Origin of the sequence: [Clostridium] polysaccharolyticum (genome assembly GCF_900111595.1) — a bacterium.
Lineage (GTDB): Bacteria > Bacillota > Clostridia > Lachnospirales > Lachnospiraceae > Clostridium_AI > Clostridium_AI polysaccharolyticum.
Map to the genome: position 1 here is coordinate 57,122 of NZ_FOHN01000005.1, position 16,806 is coordinate 73,927.

Genomic DNA, 16,806 nt, shown 5'->3' on the forward strand with positions numbered 1-16,806 from the left:
TTTTTCTTTTCAAACTCTGTCACATGGCACTAACGAATCTCTTCAAATTTATCATGTTCTTTATCGTACAGAACGGAATCCGGAATTCCCTCCAGATCTGGATACACCTTTTTTACAAATGCATCTAAGCTTAGATCTGGATTAATATCTCCTGTCTTCTGCAAATCTTTAAATGAAGCAACAAAGGTTTCTTTTCCCAATGATACAGATGGCTGATAATTCAGGCCAGACAGGATTTCACCATATTTTACTACGTCATCCGCATTTTCTGACGGCATATATCCATTTTCCACCTGTAGCCTTGCCGCTTCTTCTGGACATGCCTGAACAAATGCAGCAGCCTTCTGAATTGCTTTTGCATATGCAACAGCTCCAGCAGTATTTTTTTGAATCAGTTCTTGTGATACATAAGCCTGGCAGCAATATTCTTTTGAAAAAACTTCGTCTTCTCCGATATCTAATATTTTGATAAAATCATAGTTTTTCTCTGCCCGATATGCCACTGGGTCATGTATGCCTATTGCATCCACTGCTCCATTATCAAGAGCTGCTAGAAGATCCGTCATGGCATAAGTTGCAAACTGAATATCTGCTTTACTTCCATTCACATTGAATCCAAGTCCATAAAGCTTTCTTTTTAACTGGATTGGAGCAGAATCCGAAAGTGATGACACACCTATTGTTTTCCCTTTCAGATCTTCCAAGCTTTTCGTTTCCGAACCGTTTTTTGTGTAAAATTTCGTACATCCCCTATGTAACCCTGTAACAAAAGAGATTCCAAGACCATTCGCAATAGGCTGCATTAATGTACCTGTCAGACCATAACCAGCATTAATTTCTCCGCTTGAAATCTGTTCTGTAATGGTATCTATGTTGGAAACCACTATTTCATATTTCTGGCCGATTGCTTTAAATTCTTCATCAAAGTAGCCATTTATAATTGCTATATGTACTGGTGCTAAACATAGGCTCTCCTTATTATTCAGTATTTTTACCACATTTTCATCTGTACTTGTTTTAGCACAACCTGTCATTATGGAAAATACAGCTATTATACTTATAACGAAACCTGCTATTTTCTTCTTCCACATTTCTTCTCTCTCCTTATTTATAGGTAATATTCTAATTCCTTCTTTTCACCTGCATAATTTAGTATTTCTAATATCTGTGTACGATATTTCAAAAAATCAGGATTGCCTCTTGCTCTAGGCCGCCCCAATTCAATATCAATAATCTGTTCAATCTTGGCTGGCCTAGGTGTCATTATCACAACCTGATCGGAAAAATAGACGGCTTCATCTACATCATGGGTAACCATTATCATGGTCATTTTATGCTCTTTCCAGATTCGCAGGATTTCATCCTGCATATTCATTCTGGTAAATGCATCTAAGGCACCTAAGGGTTCATCCAGCAAAAGCACTTTGGGATGCCCTACCAATGCTCTTGCCAAAGATGCCCTTTGATTCATTCCACCTGACAGCTGATGGGGATATGCACTTTCAAATCCTTTTAAACCAACCATTTCTATATATTTTTTTACTTCTTCTTTATTGGATTTATAAATCCCTCTTGCTTTTAACCCAAATGCAATATTCTTTTCTATGGAAAGCCAGGGATATAAATTCGCTTGCTGAAAAGCAAATCCTCTATCATGTCCAGGCTTAGTTACTGGTTTATTATCCAAAAAAATGGTTCCTTCATCTGCAAGATTAAGCCCCGCAATTGCTCTGAGTAATGTGGTCTTGCCACATCCAGACGGACCAATTAGGGAAATAAATGATCCTGGTTTTACATTCAAATTCACATTTTGTAATGCTGTCAATACAGATCCATCTGCATTTTCAAAATGTTTCCCTACATTTTGTATTCTTAACTCTCCTACCATTTAATCACTCCCTTTTGCCAGATCAAAATACTATCTTTTAACCAAAATAAAATCTTAATAATCAAGTTACATAAAACTGCTAGTATTATAAGTCCTGCGTAAACATTTGCATAAAGCATCATACTTTTTTGCCAGTTCAGATACCATCCAATTCCTGATTTACAGCCAAACATTTCTGCTGTAACCAAAGTTACAAAAGACCCTGTTGTTGCATAGAAAAATCCCAGAAATATACTTGGCATAGCCGCTGGAACACCAACACGAAATACTTTATACAACCGGCCAGAACCCAGAGTATCTGCCACTTCAAAATACGTCTGCTGCACATTCTGTATTCCACTGCTTGTCATAACGGTTATAGGAAACCATACAGATAACGCAATCATAAAAACTGCCGCCTGATAAGACGTACTAAACAGGGATAATACCAGTGGAGACCATGATGTTGCAGGTATTGGACCAATAATTTTCGTTACAGGATTGATCCAGTACGCTGCCTTTTTGTGGAACCCTAATAACAGTCCAGTAGCAAATCCCAATAATGCACCTATTGCATATCCAATTATCAGCAATTTACCCGAAGATAAGATACATTCCAGAATAAGAACCCGATCATTTACAAAAACACCAAATACTCTATCTAAAGAGGGAAAGAATAAAATAGGCAATAATGCGAGCTTACTGCACACAATATTTATACCGTTAAGAATCAGAACTCCACCCGCTATTAATGGTCCATCTTCCTCCAGTTTTTTTGAAATTGTTTTTTGAAATAAAGATGCAATATAAAGTGCAAAATATATTCCCAAAAATAGGTATAAGAAAAATACAAAATAAGATGCATCCGCTTTTGGCTGACTGGCCGAATCAGGAATGATGCGATCTACTAAAACAGCTGCTACTCCAGAAACTATACAGCTCAATTTCTTAACTTGCTTCTTTATCATAGAATTATTACCTCCTAACAAATGTCACTACTGATCAGTGACCTAATCTTAACACACCAGTTCTGCCCTGTGAACTATAACAAAGTGATTAACGGCAATCAAAATCTGTTATTAATTTCTCTTACTAATCACAGGCAATTAATTTATCTTATAACAAAATGCACCGAATTTGCTATGCTCCATTTCTTATAACGCAAAAATGGAACCGCTTACGGTTCCACTTCCTTGTACTTATTTAATTCCTCAATATAACGCTCCCCTATTTCACTTAAATTGTGATTTTTCCGAACGATATACCCTATTGTTAATGGATCTTCTTCTTTTAGTTTGACACAGACAAATCCATCCGTTAAAGCTACACTGTCCGTCATAATTCCTGTACCAATCGAATATCCATTTAATCCTGCCATTATTTCTGCTGATGTTGCCCTGTCATTTGACTTTATCAGTTTTTGAAAATCATAATCGCCTAATGCTTCCTCTGATAAATAAAACTCATTCTGGCTGTTCTGATCAAAAGAAACACAAGGATACTCTGATAATTCTTCTAATGAAACCTCCTTAAGGTGTGCCAACGGATGTTCTTTCCATACATATGCATATGTATCCTTTTTCATTAATGGATAAAACTGAAGCTGATACTCCCTGAATAACTTTTTAAGCACCTTCTCATTATTTCCCGAATACGAAATAATACCAATTTCACTTTTCAAATCACGGACATTTCCTAACACTTCATCTGTTTTTGTTTCATGAACTGCGTAGGTATATTTGGAATAAGGGAACTTCTTCAAGGTCTCTATAAATGCATGCACTGCAAATACATAATGCTGCATGGAAACCGAAAAATGTTTTCTCTCCCTGTCTAAGCCAATATACCGGTCCTCAATAATAACATATTGACTTACTGCCTGTTTCGCATAAGCCAGAAATTCCATTCCATCCTGTGTTAATTTGATTCCTTTATTCGTTCGCTGGAATATCTGAATTCCTAGTTCTTCCTCCAGTTCCCGTACAGTAGTCGAAAGCGCAGGCTGTGAAACGTACAATTTGCTGGCTGCCTCTCTCATAGATGAAGAACTTGCAATAGCAATTACGTATTTTAGCTGTAATATTGTCACTAATATCCTCCTTATTCTGCAATTCTATCTGTTATGTGAACTCGTATTCTATCCAATGCTTCTTTTACTATGCTTCGTGGACAGGCAACATTTATTCTCTGAAATCCTTTTCCTGCATCCCCAAAAATCCTGCCACTGTCAAGCCACACTTTTGCATCATATATAATCTTTCTATCTAATATATTAGCATCCAGTCCTGCTTCTCGAAAATCTAACCAGACTAGATAGGTTCCTTCTGTCTCAATCATTTTTACATTTCTTAAATACCTGTCTACATAATCTTTTACGAAATCTATGTTAGATTTAATGTATGAAATCATTGCTTGATACCATACTTCACCATCCTGATATGCCGCCTCGCAAGCCACTAATCCAAGAGCACTAAGCTGACTGATTCCTGCTGCATCCACTTGCTTACGGAATTTTCGTTTTAAATTCCAATTAGGAATAAAAATATTTGAAATTAACATACTTGCAAGATTAAATGTTTTACTTGGGGATGTACAAATAATCGAAATATCTTCATATTCCTTTTTTAAAGAAGCAAATACATAATGTTCTCTATTATACACAAAATCATTATGTATTTCATCACTCACAACAATTACACCATATTTTAAGCATATGTCACCAATTCGAATAAGTTCTTCTTTAGACCATACTCTTCCAACAGGGTTATGAGGACTGCACAAAAGGAATAGTTTAATCTGATTTTCTCGAATTTTATTTTCGAAATCATCAAAGTCCATATGATATCGATTATCCTCTCCTAGATATAAATCATTGCTGATAATGACCCTTCCATTATCTTCAATCACTTCAGAAAACGGATAATATACAGGCTGCTGAATTAATACCTTGTCTCCTTCTTTCGTGTACGCCTTTACAGCCATTGCAAGTGCAAAAACTACACCAGGTGTTTTTATCAGCCAGCTTTCTTGTGTATCCCAATTGTGATGTTTTTTCATCCAGTCTGCTACGATTTCATAATAATCTGTCTGCACTTCACTATATCCAAATATTCCATCTTTGGAACGTTTCACTAAGGCATCCTCGATATAGGACGATGTTTTAAAATCCATATCTGCAACCCATAAAGGCAATACATCTTCTGGCATTCCTCTTCTCAATGTAAAATCATATTTCAAGGAATCTGTGTTTCGTCTTTCTATTATTTCATCAAAATCCAGATTTCTCTCCGCCATAAAATCCCCCTTTTCTTTATTAAAATACTTCATTCACCTGAGCGAATATAGATTTCAGCTCTGCAATCAAATCCCCACTATCTTCAATACCAATGGACAGTCTTAAAGTCGAATTCGTTATACCATTTCGAATCCTTACTTCCTCTGGAACATCTGCATGTGTCTGTGTTGCAGGATATGTAATTAACGTTTCCACTCCTCCTAAGCTTTCTGCATACTTAATCATTCTTACTTTTTCCAGTATTGCTAATGCGTGCTCCTCTGTATCCACATGAATGGTAACCATAGAACCAAAGCCCCTGGCCTGCTTTTTCATAATTTCATGGCCTGGATGTTCTTTTAACCCAGGATAAATCACATCCTTAATGATACTCTGTTCTTTTAACCATTCCACAATTTCCATTGCATTTTTCTGTGACTGTTCCATTCGAATTCCCAGTGTTTTTACGCCTCTTAGAATAAGCCAGCTGTCAAATGGAGAAAGCCCTGCTCCTGTAGTTTTTAACAGAAATCTCAATCGATCACGTATATCTTCTCTGTTTGTAATAATAAAACCAGCTAATGTATCATTATGGCCACCTAAATACTTTGTGCCACTATGGATTACAATATCCGCTCCTAGTTTCAGCGGATTCTGAAAATACGGAGACATAAATGTATTATCCACTATTAATAGCAGATCCTTGCTTTTTGCTATCTTTGCTATTTTTTCAATATCCAGTACATTCATCATCGGATTAGTTGGAGTCTCAACAAAGACAGCTCTTGTATTTTCCTTTATATATTTTTGAATATCATTTTGCAAACAGTTCACATAGGTAAAATCAATCCCATTTTTCTTAGAAACATGATCGAAAAGACGAATACTCCCTCCATATAGATCTGCTTCTACTATCAAATGGTCTCCTGGCTGAAACAGCTCCATAAAAAGAGTGATTGCAGCCATTCCAGAAGAAAATGCAAGTGCATCAATTCCACCTTCCAGACTCGCTATCACTTTTTCCAGATGCTCTCGTGTAGGATTCTGCAATCTGCTATAATCATAACCAGTGCTCTTTCCAGCTCCTGGATGTGCATAGGTAGCTGTCTGATATATTGGGTAGCTTACTGCACCATAATGTTCTGTTTTTCCTTCTGCACTCTCTAAGTGTAGACATCGTGTGTTAATCCCACGCTCCATCAGCGAATCCTCCTTATTAAAAATTATATTTCCTGTAATTATATCAGATATCACTTCAACCGGATAATACAAGATATCTTTAACACGTTATAATCCAGAATTATAATGGGCGTCTTATAATAACAGAAAAAAGATACGATAATGCCTTACAACTGATTACACACCTAAAAACAGATACATTAAAAACACTTTATAACTATAGTACATCTGGTCTTATCAATTACAAAAGCGAAAGCATGAACCTTCCACACTTTCGCTTTTCTTACTGCTTAATCTACTCTCCTATTCCCTATATCTGAATCACAGTAAGTTCTGGTTTGTTAAATACTCGAAATTTTATATTATGGACACCAAGTCCCTTGGACAAAATCATATTTGCATTCTTACCTCGGAATAATCCAAAATCGTACTTGGGAAACAGGTGCAAATCAGGTGAAAGTACACCACCTGCTATTGGAAGAATCATAATTCCACCATGAACATGACCTGACAATACCAGATCTACATCAAGACCGTCATATTGAGGAAAATATTTTGGATTATGAGCCAATAGCACTCGGTATGATTCCTTTGATTTTCTTTCTGGTACCATTTTCTTTAATTCATCAGCCTCAAGGGCTGGCTTCTGCCAAAATTTCTTATAGAAGAAAAGTTCCAAATCCAGACCTATAATCTCTATCTCTCTGTCCTTTAAGAACAGGCTGCTGGACTGATTTATTAAATACGTAACCCCTAGCCTATTAAGTTCTTCCCGATATTTAGAAAATGCTTCTTTACTTTCTTCCCAGTAATCCATTACTTTCTTTTCATGATTCCCGTTGGCATAGTAAACAGGAGAAATCCTTACTAGCTCCTTGATCAGAGAAAGCGAAACGGACATGTCTGGATTGGGAGCTTTCACAAACATATCCCCACCAATCAGGATTAAATCTGGCTTCTGTTTTTTTATAGCTTCTAACAAGGAGGAATTATCCTTTCCATATAGCCTGCTATGAAGATCTGTTAAAAATACAATCTTCACTGGAGGATTTTTTTTTCCTGTTCTCATATCGTAAGAAATGATTTGAAATCTTTTGTTACAATAAATCGAATCCAAAATAACCAAAAAAAGCAATCCTGTACATATGAAAATGCCAATCAGAATGATTCTCATACTTTTCCTTTTTTTCCTTTCTTTACCTGATTCTTTTTTATTCCAAGCCATTTATTTCATGCTATATATCCAATTTCAACTGGACTTCTTCCTCAGCCTCCTGCTTAAAATCAGCCATTTTTTCTGTATTTACCATTGGAAGGTCTTCTATAGACTGTATTCCAAAATTTCTTAAAAATTCTTCCGTAGTACCAAATAAAATAGGTCTTCCTGGTGCATCCAGCCTTCCTGCTTCACACACTAAATTATATTCTACAAGCTTATTTACTGCATGATCACTCTTTACTCCACGTATAGATTCAATCTCTATCTTTGTGATTGGCTGCTTATATGCGATAATAGACAATGTTTCTAACAGCACATCTGTAAGCAGATGTTTCTTAGGAACATGTGTTACTTTAATGATCGTATCATACATTTCCGGTTTGGTACAAAGCTGAAAGGATCCATCTAATTCAATAATCTGAATTCCCCGGTCTTCCCTATCATACATATCCATCATATTGTGAATGATTTTCCGGACAGTTTCCGTATCATGTCCTACTGCCTTAGCGATCCGTTCACATTCTACCGAATGGCCAAGAGAAAATAAAATTGCTTCTATTTTGGCTTCTAACTGCTTAATTTCCACTTTCCTGACTCCTATCCACGTATGTAATTTGTATATCATCAAATAATTCTTCTTGTAAAATACGCAAACTACCTACTTTAATTAACTCTAATACGCCTAAAAAAGTCACGATCATTTCCATCTTCGTATTCTGTGCTTCTAACAGGCTACGGAAACTGAAAGTACGGTGTGCTTTTCCATACGCATCGATCACTTTCATTTTATCTTCTAAACTGAATTCTTCTTTTTTAATATCACCAAATCTGCTGCGGATGGGATCGAGCTTATCTACCGAACGCTTCATAATGGAATCAAAAACCGTATGAAGTTTTGCTAATGTCAAATCAGCCAAAAGCTGTCCTAAATCCACTTCATCTTTTACATTTTCACATTCTTTTGGAATAGTCGGCTTCTTATACACCACTCTTGCCGCATCCAGTTCCTTGTCCTTTAACTCAATGGACATATATTTGTAAAGCTTATACTCTAATAGCCGTTCCACCAGTTCCTTACGAGGATCTTCCTCTTCTGCTTCTTCTTTTTCCGGATCCTTTGGCAATAGCATGCGGGATTTAATATTCAACAAAGTTGCTGCCATCACTAAAAACTCGCTCATGACATCTAGATCACGCTGATTCATGGCATCAATATACTCCATATATTGTTCCGTTATGGTTATGATAGGTATATCGTATATATTAACCTTGTTCTTGTCTATCAGATGCAGCAATAAGTCTAACGGTCCCTCAAAGGCCTCTAACTTCACTGGTATCCCCATAGTCTTATAAACCTCGATTTCCTTTCTTTGGATTTCATAAAATACTTATTGTTTTCATACAATTGTTTTCATACAAACGCATTACTACTTATTTTACTAATTTTTAATGGATAAGGCAAGTTCTTATTTTAGAGAACACGGCTTTGAATTAACATATAAGCCACCGTTATACCTGCTCTGTGATCTCTCCTCACGATAGAATCGGAATTAATACAATGTCCAACTCTTGACATGGATTGTATCATTTCATGGTCTTTCAGTTTCTTTCGGAAAACCTTACTTATATATTGAAAACCTCTATCACTGTAAAAAATTAGTTTTCCATCTGAATTAGCTGCAATAAATTCACTGGTATAATTTGCATTTCTGGGACCACAACATAAAAAATCCCCCTTAAGTAGATTTTGGTTATTTGCCTTGTCTGCTTAAAGGGAATCATATCACAATGTGCTTTCCAATTTCAAGATCTGCCTACTGGTATTTGAATAATTTACGATCAGGTCATGGGCTATCTTTTCAAGCATTTTAGTTTTAAAAGCTTCATCACATGGAGCAACATTATAATGACCTGTTATTTTTCGATTCTTAATCCTGCATCCTGCACAACAGTAATGCTTAATATCGCAATCCGAACATTTTTCCATTTTATCTACTGTGTGGTCGTAAAAATACTTTTTCCAAGTCTCTAGCAGACCCTTCTGGAAAGATTCATCAAAGAAATTACCCATATTAATATCGCTTTTCTTAATAGCACATGGGTAAATATCGCCGTTTGAATCAAGTGCGAGAGTTTGCCCAAAACTACAAGTTTTTGAAACTCTTCTTTGAAAGCCTTTGTTAAAACAGAAATGATTTCGCAACACTTGTTCTTGGTATCTTTCCCATATTCGTCTTCCAGAAAAATTAATTTTTCTCTGAAGATAAACTATTTTTTTGAAATTCTCATTATTTTTTTCATATTGCATGTTTTGAGTGCCACGGCCCTCTTCTTCAATATTAGAAAATCGAATGCTTTTAATTCTTTTCTCTGGATCAATTGTTTCTAGCAGATCACATAAGTTATCATGTAAATCATCAATATTGAATTTAAATAAGCAGATGGATATTGCTAATTCTTCGATTTTTTTATCTGTGTGCACTAAATATTTCAGGCCACGTATAATTCTGGCAAAAGCATTATCTCCACGCACTCTGTTTACTATTTCAGCACTAGCCCCATCTATACTAATCTGCACTTCACTAAACAGTTCACTTATATGGTTGGCAACTTCCTGAGACTGTATTAGTGTTCCATTACTATAAAGGGTTAATGTTTTGTCTGGATACGTTGATTTTATGTAATCGGCTAATTGAAAAAAGCAAGGAGAAGCCATTGGTTCACCGCCACTAAAACTATAGTTTATTACGTGGGGAGCAAAGAAATCTACCACTTTTTTCAACTGTTCATAGCTTATTTCGTCGTATCTTTGATTATCTGCATCATTGTAACAATGAATACAACGGAGATTACATGTTTTTGTTAAGTAAATATGCAATCCCTTTTCAATATTTTCAAAAGAAGGACTATAAATCTGTGTCTTAGGGGAAAACTGTTCGATATTCATCTGACCAATTAATCTTACAAAGGATTTATACACTTCTTCCTTAGAATGTTTTCCTTCAAAATATTCCGAAGCTTTAAAAAACGCATGGTCTACATTACTATCCTGCATTAATATCTGCATAATATAATCACTTATTTCATCTGTTAATACAATGGAACTGATTTCTTTCGCCACATATAAAGTTCCATTGGCTGTTTCATACCTGTTTACACTTTCGGGCAAATCTATGTTATCTGGAATATCAATTGTCGTTTTTACTTTGTTTTCTTCCATTTTTAACTCATACACCTCATTTCTTCTTGAGCAAAGCTATGTTTTTTAATAAGCAACGGCAGGGTTACGTTTTAACATAGCCCCGCCGCCAGAAACTAGCAATAACACAAGAACCATTTACCTGCTCTTACATCATCTTGGCAAAAATTGCTAAGCCAGTCTTTCATTTCAACTCTTTCTTCGCAATTCCCGCTAAATACTTCATCGACTGAAATCTTGCTTTGAAATTCTTTCATACTTTTTACCTCCATCATTTACACAAAGCTTTCATACACTTTTACATTATTTGTACAACAAATAAATAATGATCTTTATTTATGTACATACATATTATACCATATTAGATTTATTTTTCAATATTAGGAAATAAAATCCATTTAAAAATTTGTAATAAATTCATTTTCGTTCTTATAGCTTATGAATCACCCAAAACAGCACTGGCAAAAAAATTGGCATGTAAATCTCTGCATCACGGAACTGGCTGCAAATTCCAGCTCACATTCTCGCTGCTGTACTACAATCACATTCATGGAACCTTTAATTACAGCAAAAAAGCTATTGCAACCAGCTCGAAGCCAGTTTTGCAATAGCCTGCAATTCTTTTCTCCCCTACGTTTTTAATAAGCAAACCGGTAAATATCATCTATTCGTTTCTCATCAATCGTGTATATATCTTTTTCATCATAAGCAGAAACCCCACATTTAATGAGGCAGCCATTCCCTACCATATCCTGAAAGAGCTGTTCCTGTTCTTCATTTAGTAATTCTGGTTTCTTGCAGGAACTGCACTTCATCTTCCATGTAACCATAAATATTTTATCTAACTTGCACATAAAAACCCCTCCTTTTTAGTAAATTTTATCACTAGTGTACAATGGTGTCAATTTTATTTTCCTTATCTTGTTGTATATTTTCTAATATATCCATGTATTTAAATAAGTATTACTTTTAATTCTAATTTTTTTGTCTGTTTACTTTGTTGAAAAAAGCTGCCGTAGTCCAATCAGGACAACACGGCAGCATCTACACGTTTAATACTTAATCTCTTCCCGTCTCAATTTCTGCAGTATAACTTCTGAACCTTCTCCATAGCAATCCGAAACCACACTGTATACTTCTTAGGATTTACCTTCATGTCTCTTTCCAGTTCATCCAAAGGCACCCACTTATAGTCACAGACTTCCTCTGGATTTGGGGTTGCAGCTCCCTCATAGCACCCCATAATCACATGGTCAAACTCATGTTCCACCAGGCCGTCCTCAAATTCTGTCTGATAAAGGAAAGAAAAACTCTCTTTCAGATTACAGTCAAATCCCATTTCTGCAATCAGTCTTTTATGTGCCGACTCTAACAGTTCTTCTCCTGGCTGTGGGTGACTACAGCAGGTATTGGTCCATAAACCACCCGAATGATATTTTTCCAATGCTCTCTGATGAATCATAAGCTCCTCCTTCTGATTCCATACAAAGATTGAAAATGCACGGTGAAGAATTCCCTTTTCATGTGCTTCCATCTTTTCCATCACACCTAGTCCATTGTCTTGTTCATCCACACAGATTACAAGTTTATTCATTGATAACCTCCTCATACAGAAATGAAACTGTTTCGCTCCCCTTACAACTTTTTTTGTAAAACAGTTCCATTTTTTTAACATAAATACAAGATTATTGTACCATAGGAAATGCTATATTACAATAAAATTACTCTGTATAAAGAAAGAACTTCTTTGCTGCCTTCTCTAAAAAATCAATGAATTTTGCCTCTTTAATGTCTTCTGCTGCTACAATTGGAACACTTCCAATTTTCTCGCCTTCATAATAGTAAATCATTTCACCAATCTGGTTTCCCTTCTTTACAGGTGCACAGATTGACTTGGAGAGTTTCGCTTTCTTCGTAATCTTATCTCCTGTTCTTCCTTTCAGAAGCAGGTAATTAAACGGTGACATTACTGCAGGCTGAATTTTATCTTTCTTTCCACGAACAACTTTAACAGGTTTTATCACCACACCTTTGTTATCGTCTTTATACCTGCTGCAGTTAGCAAAACCATAATCCAGCATAGCCGCTGCTTCTGCAAAACGCTGTTTTGGTTCTGGTGCTGCCATAACAACTGCAATCAGATCCATCTCATTCCGTTTGGCTGATGCAGACAGGCAATATTTTGCTTTACTGGTAGAACCAGTTTTCAAGCCCGTGATTCCAGTGTATGTACGAACCAGTTTATTGGTATTGGTAAGACCAAATTCCGTTTTTCCTTTCTTGGTCACATGAATAATAGAATCCATCCATGTGGTAGAATACTTGGAAATATCTGGATGTTTCATAATCAGTTCACGAGACATGAGAGCTATGTCATAAGCACTTGAATAATGAGATCCTTCTGCAATGTTGTCATCAAGACCACAGCAATTCATAAACTTAGTATTTTTCATGTTAAGTTCTGCAGCTTTCTGATTCATCATATTGACGAACTCTGCTTCAGAACCAGCAATATATTCTGCCATGGCAACACAGGCATCATTGGCACTGGCAATAGAAATACACTTAATCATGTCATCCACTGTCTGGGTTTCGTCTGGTTCTAGGTAAACCTGAGAACCACCCATTGATGCAGCATGCTCACTAACTGAAACCTTATCCTCTAACGTAATTTTACCTGAGTCTAAAGCCTCGAAAATCAATATAAGTGTCATGATTTTCGTAATACTGGCTGGAAACCTCTGCTCATCCTTATTCTTTTCATACAAAATAGAACCAGTGGAGCCTTCTATCAAAACTGCCGAGGCGGAGCCGATATTTAAATCTGGATTGGTTTTAGAATCACCACTTGCATCATTTGCAGAATCCTGTGTGTCTTTTGATTTTGCTTTCGTATCGGCTGCATCCTCTGAAGGTGCAGAAGTCGTACTCTGTGCAAACAGCGTCCCGTACGCCGTGTCACTGAAAAACAGGACAATACACAAGAGTAAGGCAAATAGTTTCTTCATAGCTTTCACCAAGCATTTTATTAGTACTATTTTAGTATGGCATCCTAAAAAATATGCTCGTTTTTTCTTGTTTTCTTGATTATCTCACAAAAACTTTACAGCGAACTTTTATGCCGCCAACAGATGCTACAACATAGGCTTTTCCTTTTTCCTTCCCTTTTACCCAGCCATACCGGCTGACAGTAACCACTTTCCGATTGGTACTTTTCCAGCGGACTCCAGACTGCCTGCCCTTTAGCCTCAGTTTCCGAATACTTCCATTCCGTAAGATCAGCTTCTTTTTATTCAATTTCACAACATATATCCGGTACTTATATATTTCCTGATTCTGTTTTATGGAAATTATGGTTTTACCTGGCCGAAATGCAGTAATAACACCCATATCCATCACATCTGCAACTTTCATATCTGAACTTTCATATCTGGCACTTTTGTTTATTTTGAATAAATGAATCTGATATCGTTCCCCTGGCATCATATAAACAGTTTTGGTATTGGCCCGTTTCGTGTATGGGTCAAATATTCTCCAGCTATAAAATATGGCTGTATGAGGTAAAATCAATGTAGTGATTAATAAAAACAATGCCAAGTAGTACAGCACATTCACCACAACAAGACACCCATTTTTTTTCATGGCAGCCTCATATTTTATTCTCATTCTATTCTATGTTGAAAGACCATGATCCATCACAATTTTATCCTGCACTTTCAATAGATACTGCATATTTTTTTAATTATATAACATAAACCGCCAGAAGTTTTCGTTTCTGGCGGTCTTTTATCAAACTATTATTTATCTTTTCTTGATACATACGTACTTGCTAACGATATGGCAACAAGTAAAAACAGTCCTGCTTTTACTGGAATTGCACTAACAGCCATAAGGCCTAATACTACCAGTGCGGCTCCAAATAAAACAGATGTAATAAGAATCCGTCTCTTATATTTTTTCTGTTTTTCTCGATCTTTTTCCGAAATTTTTAGGTAGGCTTCCCTTTTTGCCTCCTTTTTATCCTCTTTTATCTGCTTTTTTTCCTCTTTTGACATTTTTACAAGAGTTAATTCTTCCTTTTCCATTCCCACTTACGCTTGTACCTCCTAGTTTATTTCTTTTCTATGCCTTGCAATAAAATGTTTTCTTTGTCTTATCCAGCCAGATTCATATCCAATAAACACCATTTCTGCCATCAGCGGTAGCACGCCTATATAAACGCCTTTTAAACCAATCTCTTTCCATGCAAAATAGGAAAGAGCAACTCCTACATGATAAAAAAGAAGCACACCCGCATAAAATCTGCCTCTTTTGGCATCTTCACTGGTTCCCCCAAACAAATATTTTGTAAATGAAATCGTCATTTGTCTCGTATTATTGGTTGAAAATATTGTAGAACTGACATATCCACAAATATCAGCAAACACATTCCATTGAAACGCCATTGCAAAAAAGACTGGATACAGTGCTATAACAGAATTCATATGCTCTGGCAAAACTGCAAGAATGCAAACTGCCAGAAAATCCACTAGAACACTAACAAACTTTATATTCCATTTTGTGTACATTGGGATAAGCACTGTAAACATCGTGCCACATAGATAAAGTCCCATAGCAATCAGCCTTAATAAAATCTGCCTTGTATCTCTTCCTAATATATCCAAAGTCAGATGAATCAGGTTCGATGTCTGTGCATTTCCTAAAAAGTCACTCCTGTTCAAAACTGCATACGCTCCCAAAAATCCACCAAAAGCAGACATTGTATAATGCATGCATTGATAAATTTTTCTGTTATCCTCCATGTAAAGCCCTCCTAATTTCGAGTTAATCATACCACAGAAATCTTAATTAAGAAATAGACATTCCATAATCTTAGAAATTTTTTTATTTCGCACATCAGCACTTTAATCCTTTGAAGCATTAAATTTTTTTTTGATATATTGCAAATCTTATTGACTATTGTTGAAAAAAAGTTTAGAATGTGAAAAAATAAAGAACAAAGGAGAGAAAAACATGAGTTTACATTACCTAAAAGCGGCAATGACTCCAGAAGAGATAATAAAGAAGTACCCATTGCCAACTGAACATGCGAAACTAAAACTGGAAAGAGATAAGGAGATCGCTGACGTCTTTACAGGTAAATCTGATAAATTCCTTATGATAATCGGTCCTTGCTCGGCTGATAACGAAGACTCCGTTTGTGACTACATAAATCGACTTGCCAAAGTCCAAGAAAAAATCAAAGACAAAGTTATCATTATTCCAAGAATTTATACAAACAAGCCAAGAACTACTGGTGAAGGATATAAAGGAATGGTACATCAGCCAGATCCTGAAAAGGCACCTGATATCTGTGAAGGTGTTATTGCAATCCGTAAAATGCATTTACGTGCTATCAGCGAAACCCATTTATTTGCAGCTGACGAAATGCTGTATCCTTCCAACTGGTCTTATTTATCCGATATTTTATCCTATGTTGCCGTTGGTGCACGTTCTGTAGAGAACCAGCTTCATCGTCTTGTAGCCAGTGGCATTGAAATTCCATGTGGAATGAAAAATCCAACCAGCGGGGATTTCTCTGTTATGATGAATTCCTGTATTGCTGCCCAAGGAAGCCATACATTCTTATATCGTAACTGGGAAGTAAAATCCGACGGAAACCCTCTTACACATACTATTTTAAGAGGCGCAGTTGATAAGCATGGCGTAAACCTTTCCAATTACCACTATGAAGATTTAATAAAACTGCTTCAAATGTATGATAAGTTAGATTTAAAAAATCCTGCTTGTATCATTGATTCTAACCATTCTAATTCGGGTAAAAAATATGAGCAGCAGCCTCGTATCATCGAAGAAGTTATGCATAACAGAAGTATCAGCAAAGATATTCATAATCTTGTAAAAGGTTTCATGGTAGAAAGTTATATTGAACCAGGCAGCCAGAAAATTTCCGACCATATTTACGGAAAATCCATTACAGACCCATGTCTTGGATGGAATGAAACAGAAAAATTATTATACCGTGTAGCGGAATTAGCATAATGCAATTGATTGCCAAAACAGCCCTA

At 36.1% G+C, this 16,806-nt stretch carries 18 protein-coding genes; 1 reads left to right on the top strand and 17 read right to left on the bottom strand.

Annotated features, from left to right (window positions below):
* Positions 1–29 precede the first annotated feature (29 nt).
* From BMY85_RS04555 to BMY85_RS04630, 17 genes are all read right to left on the bottom strand, one after another.
* Positions 30–1,091 carry an ABC transporter substrate-binding protein gene (locus BMY85_RS04555; protein ID WP_092476930.1) on the bottom strand — a complete coding sequence of 354 codons (1,062 nt, stop codon included), beginning with the start codon at positions 1,089–1,091 and terminating at the stop codon, positions 30–32.
* Positions 1,092–1,108: 17 nt separating this feature from the next.
* Complete coding sequence (locus tag BMY85_RS04560) at positions 1,109–1,888, bottom strand: ABC transporter ATP-binding protein (protein WP_092476933.1); 780 nt, start codon at positions 1,886–1,888, stop codon at positions 1,109–1,111.
* Positions 1,882–2,835 (bottom strand): ABC transporter permease, encoded by a 954-nt coding sequence (locus tag BMY85_RS04565; RefSeq protein WP_092476935.1) that lies wholly within the window; start codon positions 2,833–2,835, stop codon positions 1,882–1,884. Before BMY85_RS04565 ends, BMY85_RS04560 begins: the two co-directional genes overlap by 7 nt.
* A gap of 209 nt (positions 2,836–3,044) precedes the next feature.
* Complete coding sequence (locus BMY85_RS04570; RefSeq protein ID WP_092476937.1) at positions 3,045–3,956, bottom strand: LysR family transcriptional regulator; 912 nt, start codon at positions 3,954–3,956, stop codon at positions 3,045–3,047.
* Positions 3,957–3,967: 11 nt separating this feature from the next.
* A complete protein-coding gene (locus BMY85_RS04575; RefSeq protein WP_092477147.1) occupies positions 3,968–5,161 on the bottom strand; it encodes a MalY/PatB family protein in 1,194 nt (397 codons plus the stop codon).
* Positions 5,162–5,180: 19 nt separating this feature from the next.
* Complete coding sequence (locus tag BMY85_RS04580) at positions 5,181–6,341, bottom strand: trans-sulfuration enzyme family protein (protein WP_092476940.1); 1,161 nt, start codon at positions 6,339–6,341, stop codon at positions 5,181–5,183.
* Positions 6,342–6,630: 289 nt separating this feature from the next.
* On the bottom strand, positions 6,631–7,494 hold the full coding sequence (locus BMY85_RS04585) for a metallophosphoesterase (RefSeq protein ID WP_177180634.1): 864 nt from the start codon (positions 7,492–7,494) through the stop codon (positions 6,631–6,633).
* 61 nt (positions 7,495–7,555) lie between these two features.
* Positions 7,556–8,125, bottom strand: a complete 570-nt coding sequence (gene scpB, locus BMY85_RS04590; protein WP_092476945.1) for an SMC-Scp complex subunit ScpB — start codon at positions 8,123–8,125, stop codon at positions 7,556–7,558.
* On the bottom strand, positions 8,115–8,882 hold the full coding sequence (locus BMY85_RS04595) for a segregation and condensation protein A (protein ID WP_092476947.1): 768 nt from the start codon (positions 8,880–8,882) through the stop codon (positions 8,115–8,117). Before BMY85_RS04595 ends, scpB begins: the two co-directional genes overlap by 11 nt.
* A 440-nt stretch (positions 8,883–9,322) precedes the next feature.
* Positions 9,323–10,774 carry a radical SAM/SPASM domain-containing protein gene (locus tag BMY85_RS04600; protein WP_092476950.1) on the bottom strand — a complete coding sequence of 484 codons (1,452 nt, stop codon included), beginning with the start codon at positions 10,772–10,774 and terminating at the stop codon, positions 9,323–9,325.
* Between the two features lie 80 nt (positions 10,775–10,854).
* Positions 10,855–10,995, bottom strand: coding sequence for a hypothetical protein (locus tag BMY85_RS15520; RefSeq protein ID WP_177180635.1), 141 nt, complete (start codon positions 10,993–10,995; stop codon positions 10,855–10,857).
* Positions 10,996–11,376: 381 nt separating this feature from the next.
* Positions 11,377–11,592, bottom strand: coding sequence for a hypothetical protein (locus BMY85_RS04605; protein WP_092476953.1), 216 nt, complete (start codon positions 11,590–11,592; stop codon positions 11,377–11,379).
* Between the two features lie 221 nt (positions 11,593–11,813).
* Positions 11,814–12,332, bottom strand: coding sequence for an isopentenyl-diphosphate Delta-isomerase (gene idi, locus BMY85_RS04610; RefSeq protein WP_092476955.1), 519 nt, complete (start codon positions 12,330–12,332; stop codon positions 11,814–11,816).
* A 127-nt stretch (positions 12,333–12,459) separates the two neighbouring features.
* A complete protein-coding gene (locus BMY85_RS04615) occupies positions 12,460–13,746 on the bottom strand; it encodes a D-alanyl-D-alanine carboxypeptidase family protein (RefSeq protein WP_092476957.1) in 1,287 nt (428 codons plus the stop codon).
* Between the two features lie 79 nt (positions 13,747–13,825).
* Positions 13,826–14,380 carry an Ig-like domain-containing protein gene (locus BMY85_RS04620; RefSeq protein ID WP_177180636.1) on the bottom strand — a complete coding sequence of 185 codons (555 nt, stop codon included), beginning with the start codon at positions 14,378–14,380 and terminating at the stop codon, positions 13,826–13,828.
* Between the two features lie 155 nt (positions 14,381–14,535).
* Positions 14,536–14,829, bottom strand: a complete 294-nt coding sequence (locus BMY85_RS04625) for a hypothetical protein (RefSeq protein WP_092476961.1) — start codon at positions 14,827–14,829, stop codon at positions 14,536–14,538.
* 15 nt (positions 14,830–14,844) lie between these two features.
* Complete coding sequence (locus BMY85_RS04630; RefSeq protein WP_177180637.1) at positions 14,845–15,540, bottom strand: YoaK family protein; 696 nt, start codon at positions 15,538–15,540, stop codon at positions 14,845–14,847.
* A gap of 211 nt (positions 15,541–15,751) precedes the next feature.
* Between BMY85_RS04630 and BMY85_RS04635 the strand changes: the two genes are divergently transcribed.
* The gene (locus BMY85_RS04635; RefSeq protein ID WP_092476965.1) at positions 15,752–16,780 is read left to right on the top strand and encodes a 3-deoxy-7-phosphoheptulonate synthase; all 1,029 of its coding nucleotides are present in this window, start codon (positions 15,752–15,754) and stop codon (positions 16,778–16,780) included.
* Positions 16,781–16,806 lie beyond the last annotated feature (26 nt).

What these genes read in the sequence shown, in the direction of transcription:
- BMY85_RS04555 (WP_092476930.1), bottom strand. Translation starts at nt 1,091, where the DNA reads ATGTGGAAGAAGAAAATAGCAGGTTTCGTTATAAGTATAATAGCTGTA.
- BMY85_RS04560 (WP_092476933.1), bottom strand. Translation starts at nt 1,888, where the DNA reads ATGGTAGGAGAGTTAAGAATACAAAATGTAGGGAAACATTTTGAAAAT.
- BMY85_RS04565 (WP_092476935.1), bottom strand. Translation starts at nt 2,835, where the DNA reads ATGATAAAGAAGCAAGTTAAGAAATTGAGCTGTATAGTTTCTGGAGTA.
- BMY85_RS04575 (WP_092477147.1), bottom strand. Translation starts at nt 5,161, where the DNA reads ATGGCGGAGAGAAATCTGGATTTTGATGAAATAATAGAAAGACGAAAC.
- BMY85_RS04580 (WP_092476940.1), bottom strand. Translation starts at nt 6,341, where the DNA reads ATGGAGCGTGGGATTAACACACGATGTCTACACTTAGAGAGTGCAGAA.
- BMY85_RS04585 (WP_177180634.1), bottom strand. Translation starts at nt 7,494, where the DNA reads ATGAGAATCATTCTGATTGGCATTTTCATATGTACAGGATTGCTTTTT.
- BMY85_RS04595 (WP_092476947.1), bottom strand. Translation starts at nt 8,882, where the DNA reads ATGGGGATACCAGTGAAGTTAGAGGCCTTTGAGGGACCGTTAGACTTA.
- BMY85_RS15520 (WP_177180635.1), bottom strand. Translation starts at nt 10,995, where the DNA reads ATGAAAGAATTTCAAAGCAAGATTTCAGTCGATGAAGTATTTAGCGGG.
- BMY85_RS04605 (WP_092476953.1), bottom strand. Translation starts at nt 11,592, where the DNA reads ATGTGCAAGTTAGATAAAATATTTATGGTTACATGGAAGATGAAGTGC.
- idi (WP_092476955.1), bottom strand. Translation starts at nt 12,332, where the DNA reads ATGAATAAACTTGTAATCTGTGTGGATGAACAAGACAATGGACTAGGT.
- BMY85_RS04615 (WP_092476957.1), bottom strand. Translation starts at nt 13,746, where the DNA reads ATGAAGAAACTATTTGCCTTACTCTTGTGTATTGTCCTGTTTTTCAGT.
- BMY85_RS04620 (WP_177180636.1), bottom strand. Translation starts at nt 14,380, where the DNA reads ATGAAAAAAAATGGGTGTCTTGTTGTGGTGAATGTGCTGTACTACTTG.
- BMY85_RS04630 (WP_177180637.1), bottom strand. Translation starts at nt 15,540, where the DNA reads ATGGAGGATAACAGAAAAATTTATCAATGCATGCATTATACAATGTCT.
- BMY85_RS04635 (WP_092476965.1), top strand. Translation starts at nt 15,752, where the DNA reads ATGAGTTTACATTACCTAAAAGCGGCAATGACTCCAGAAGAGATAATA.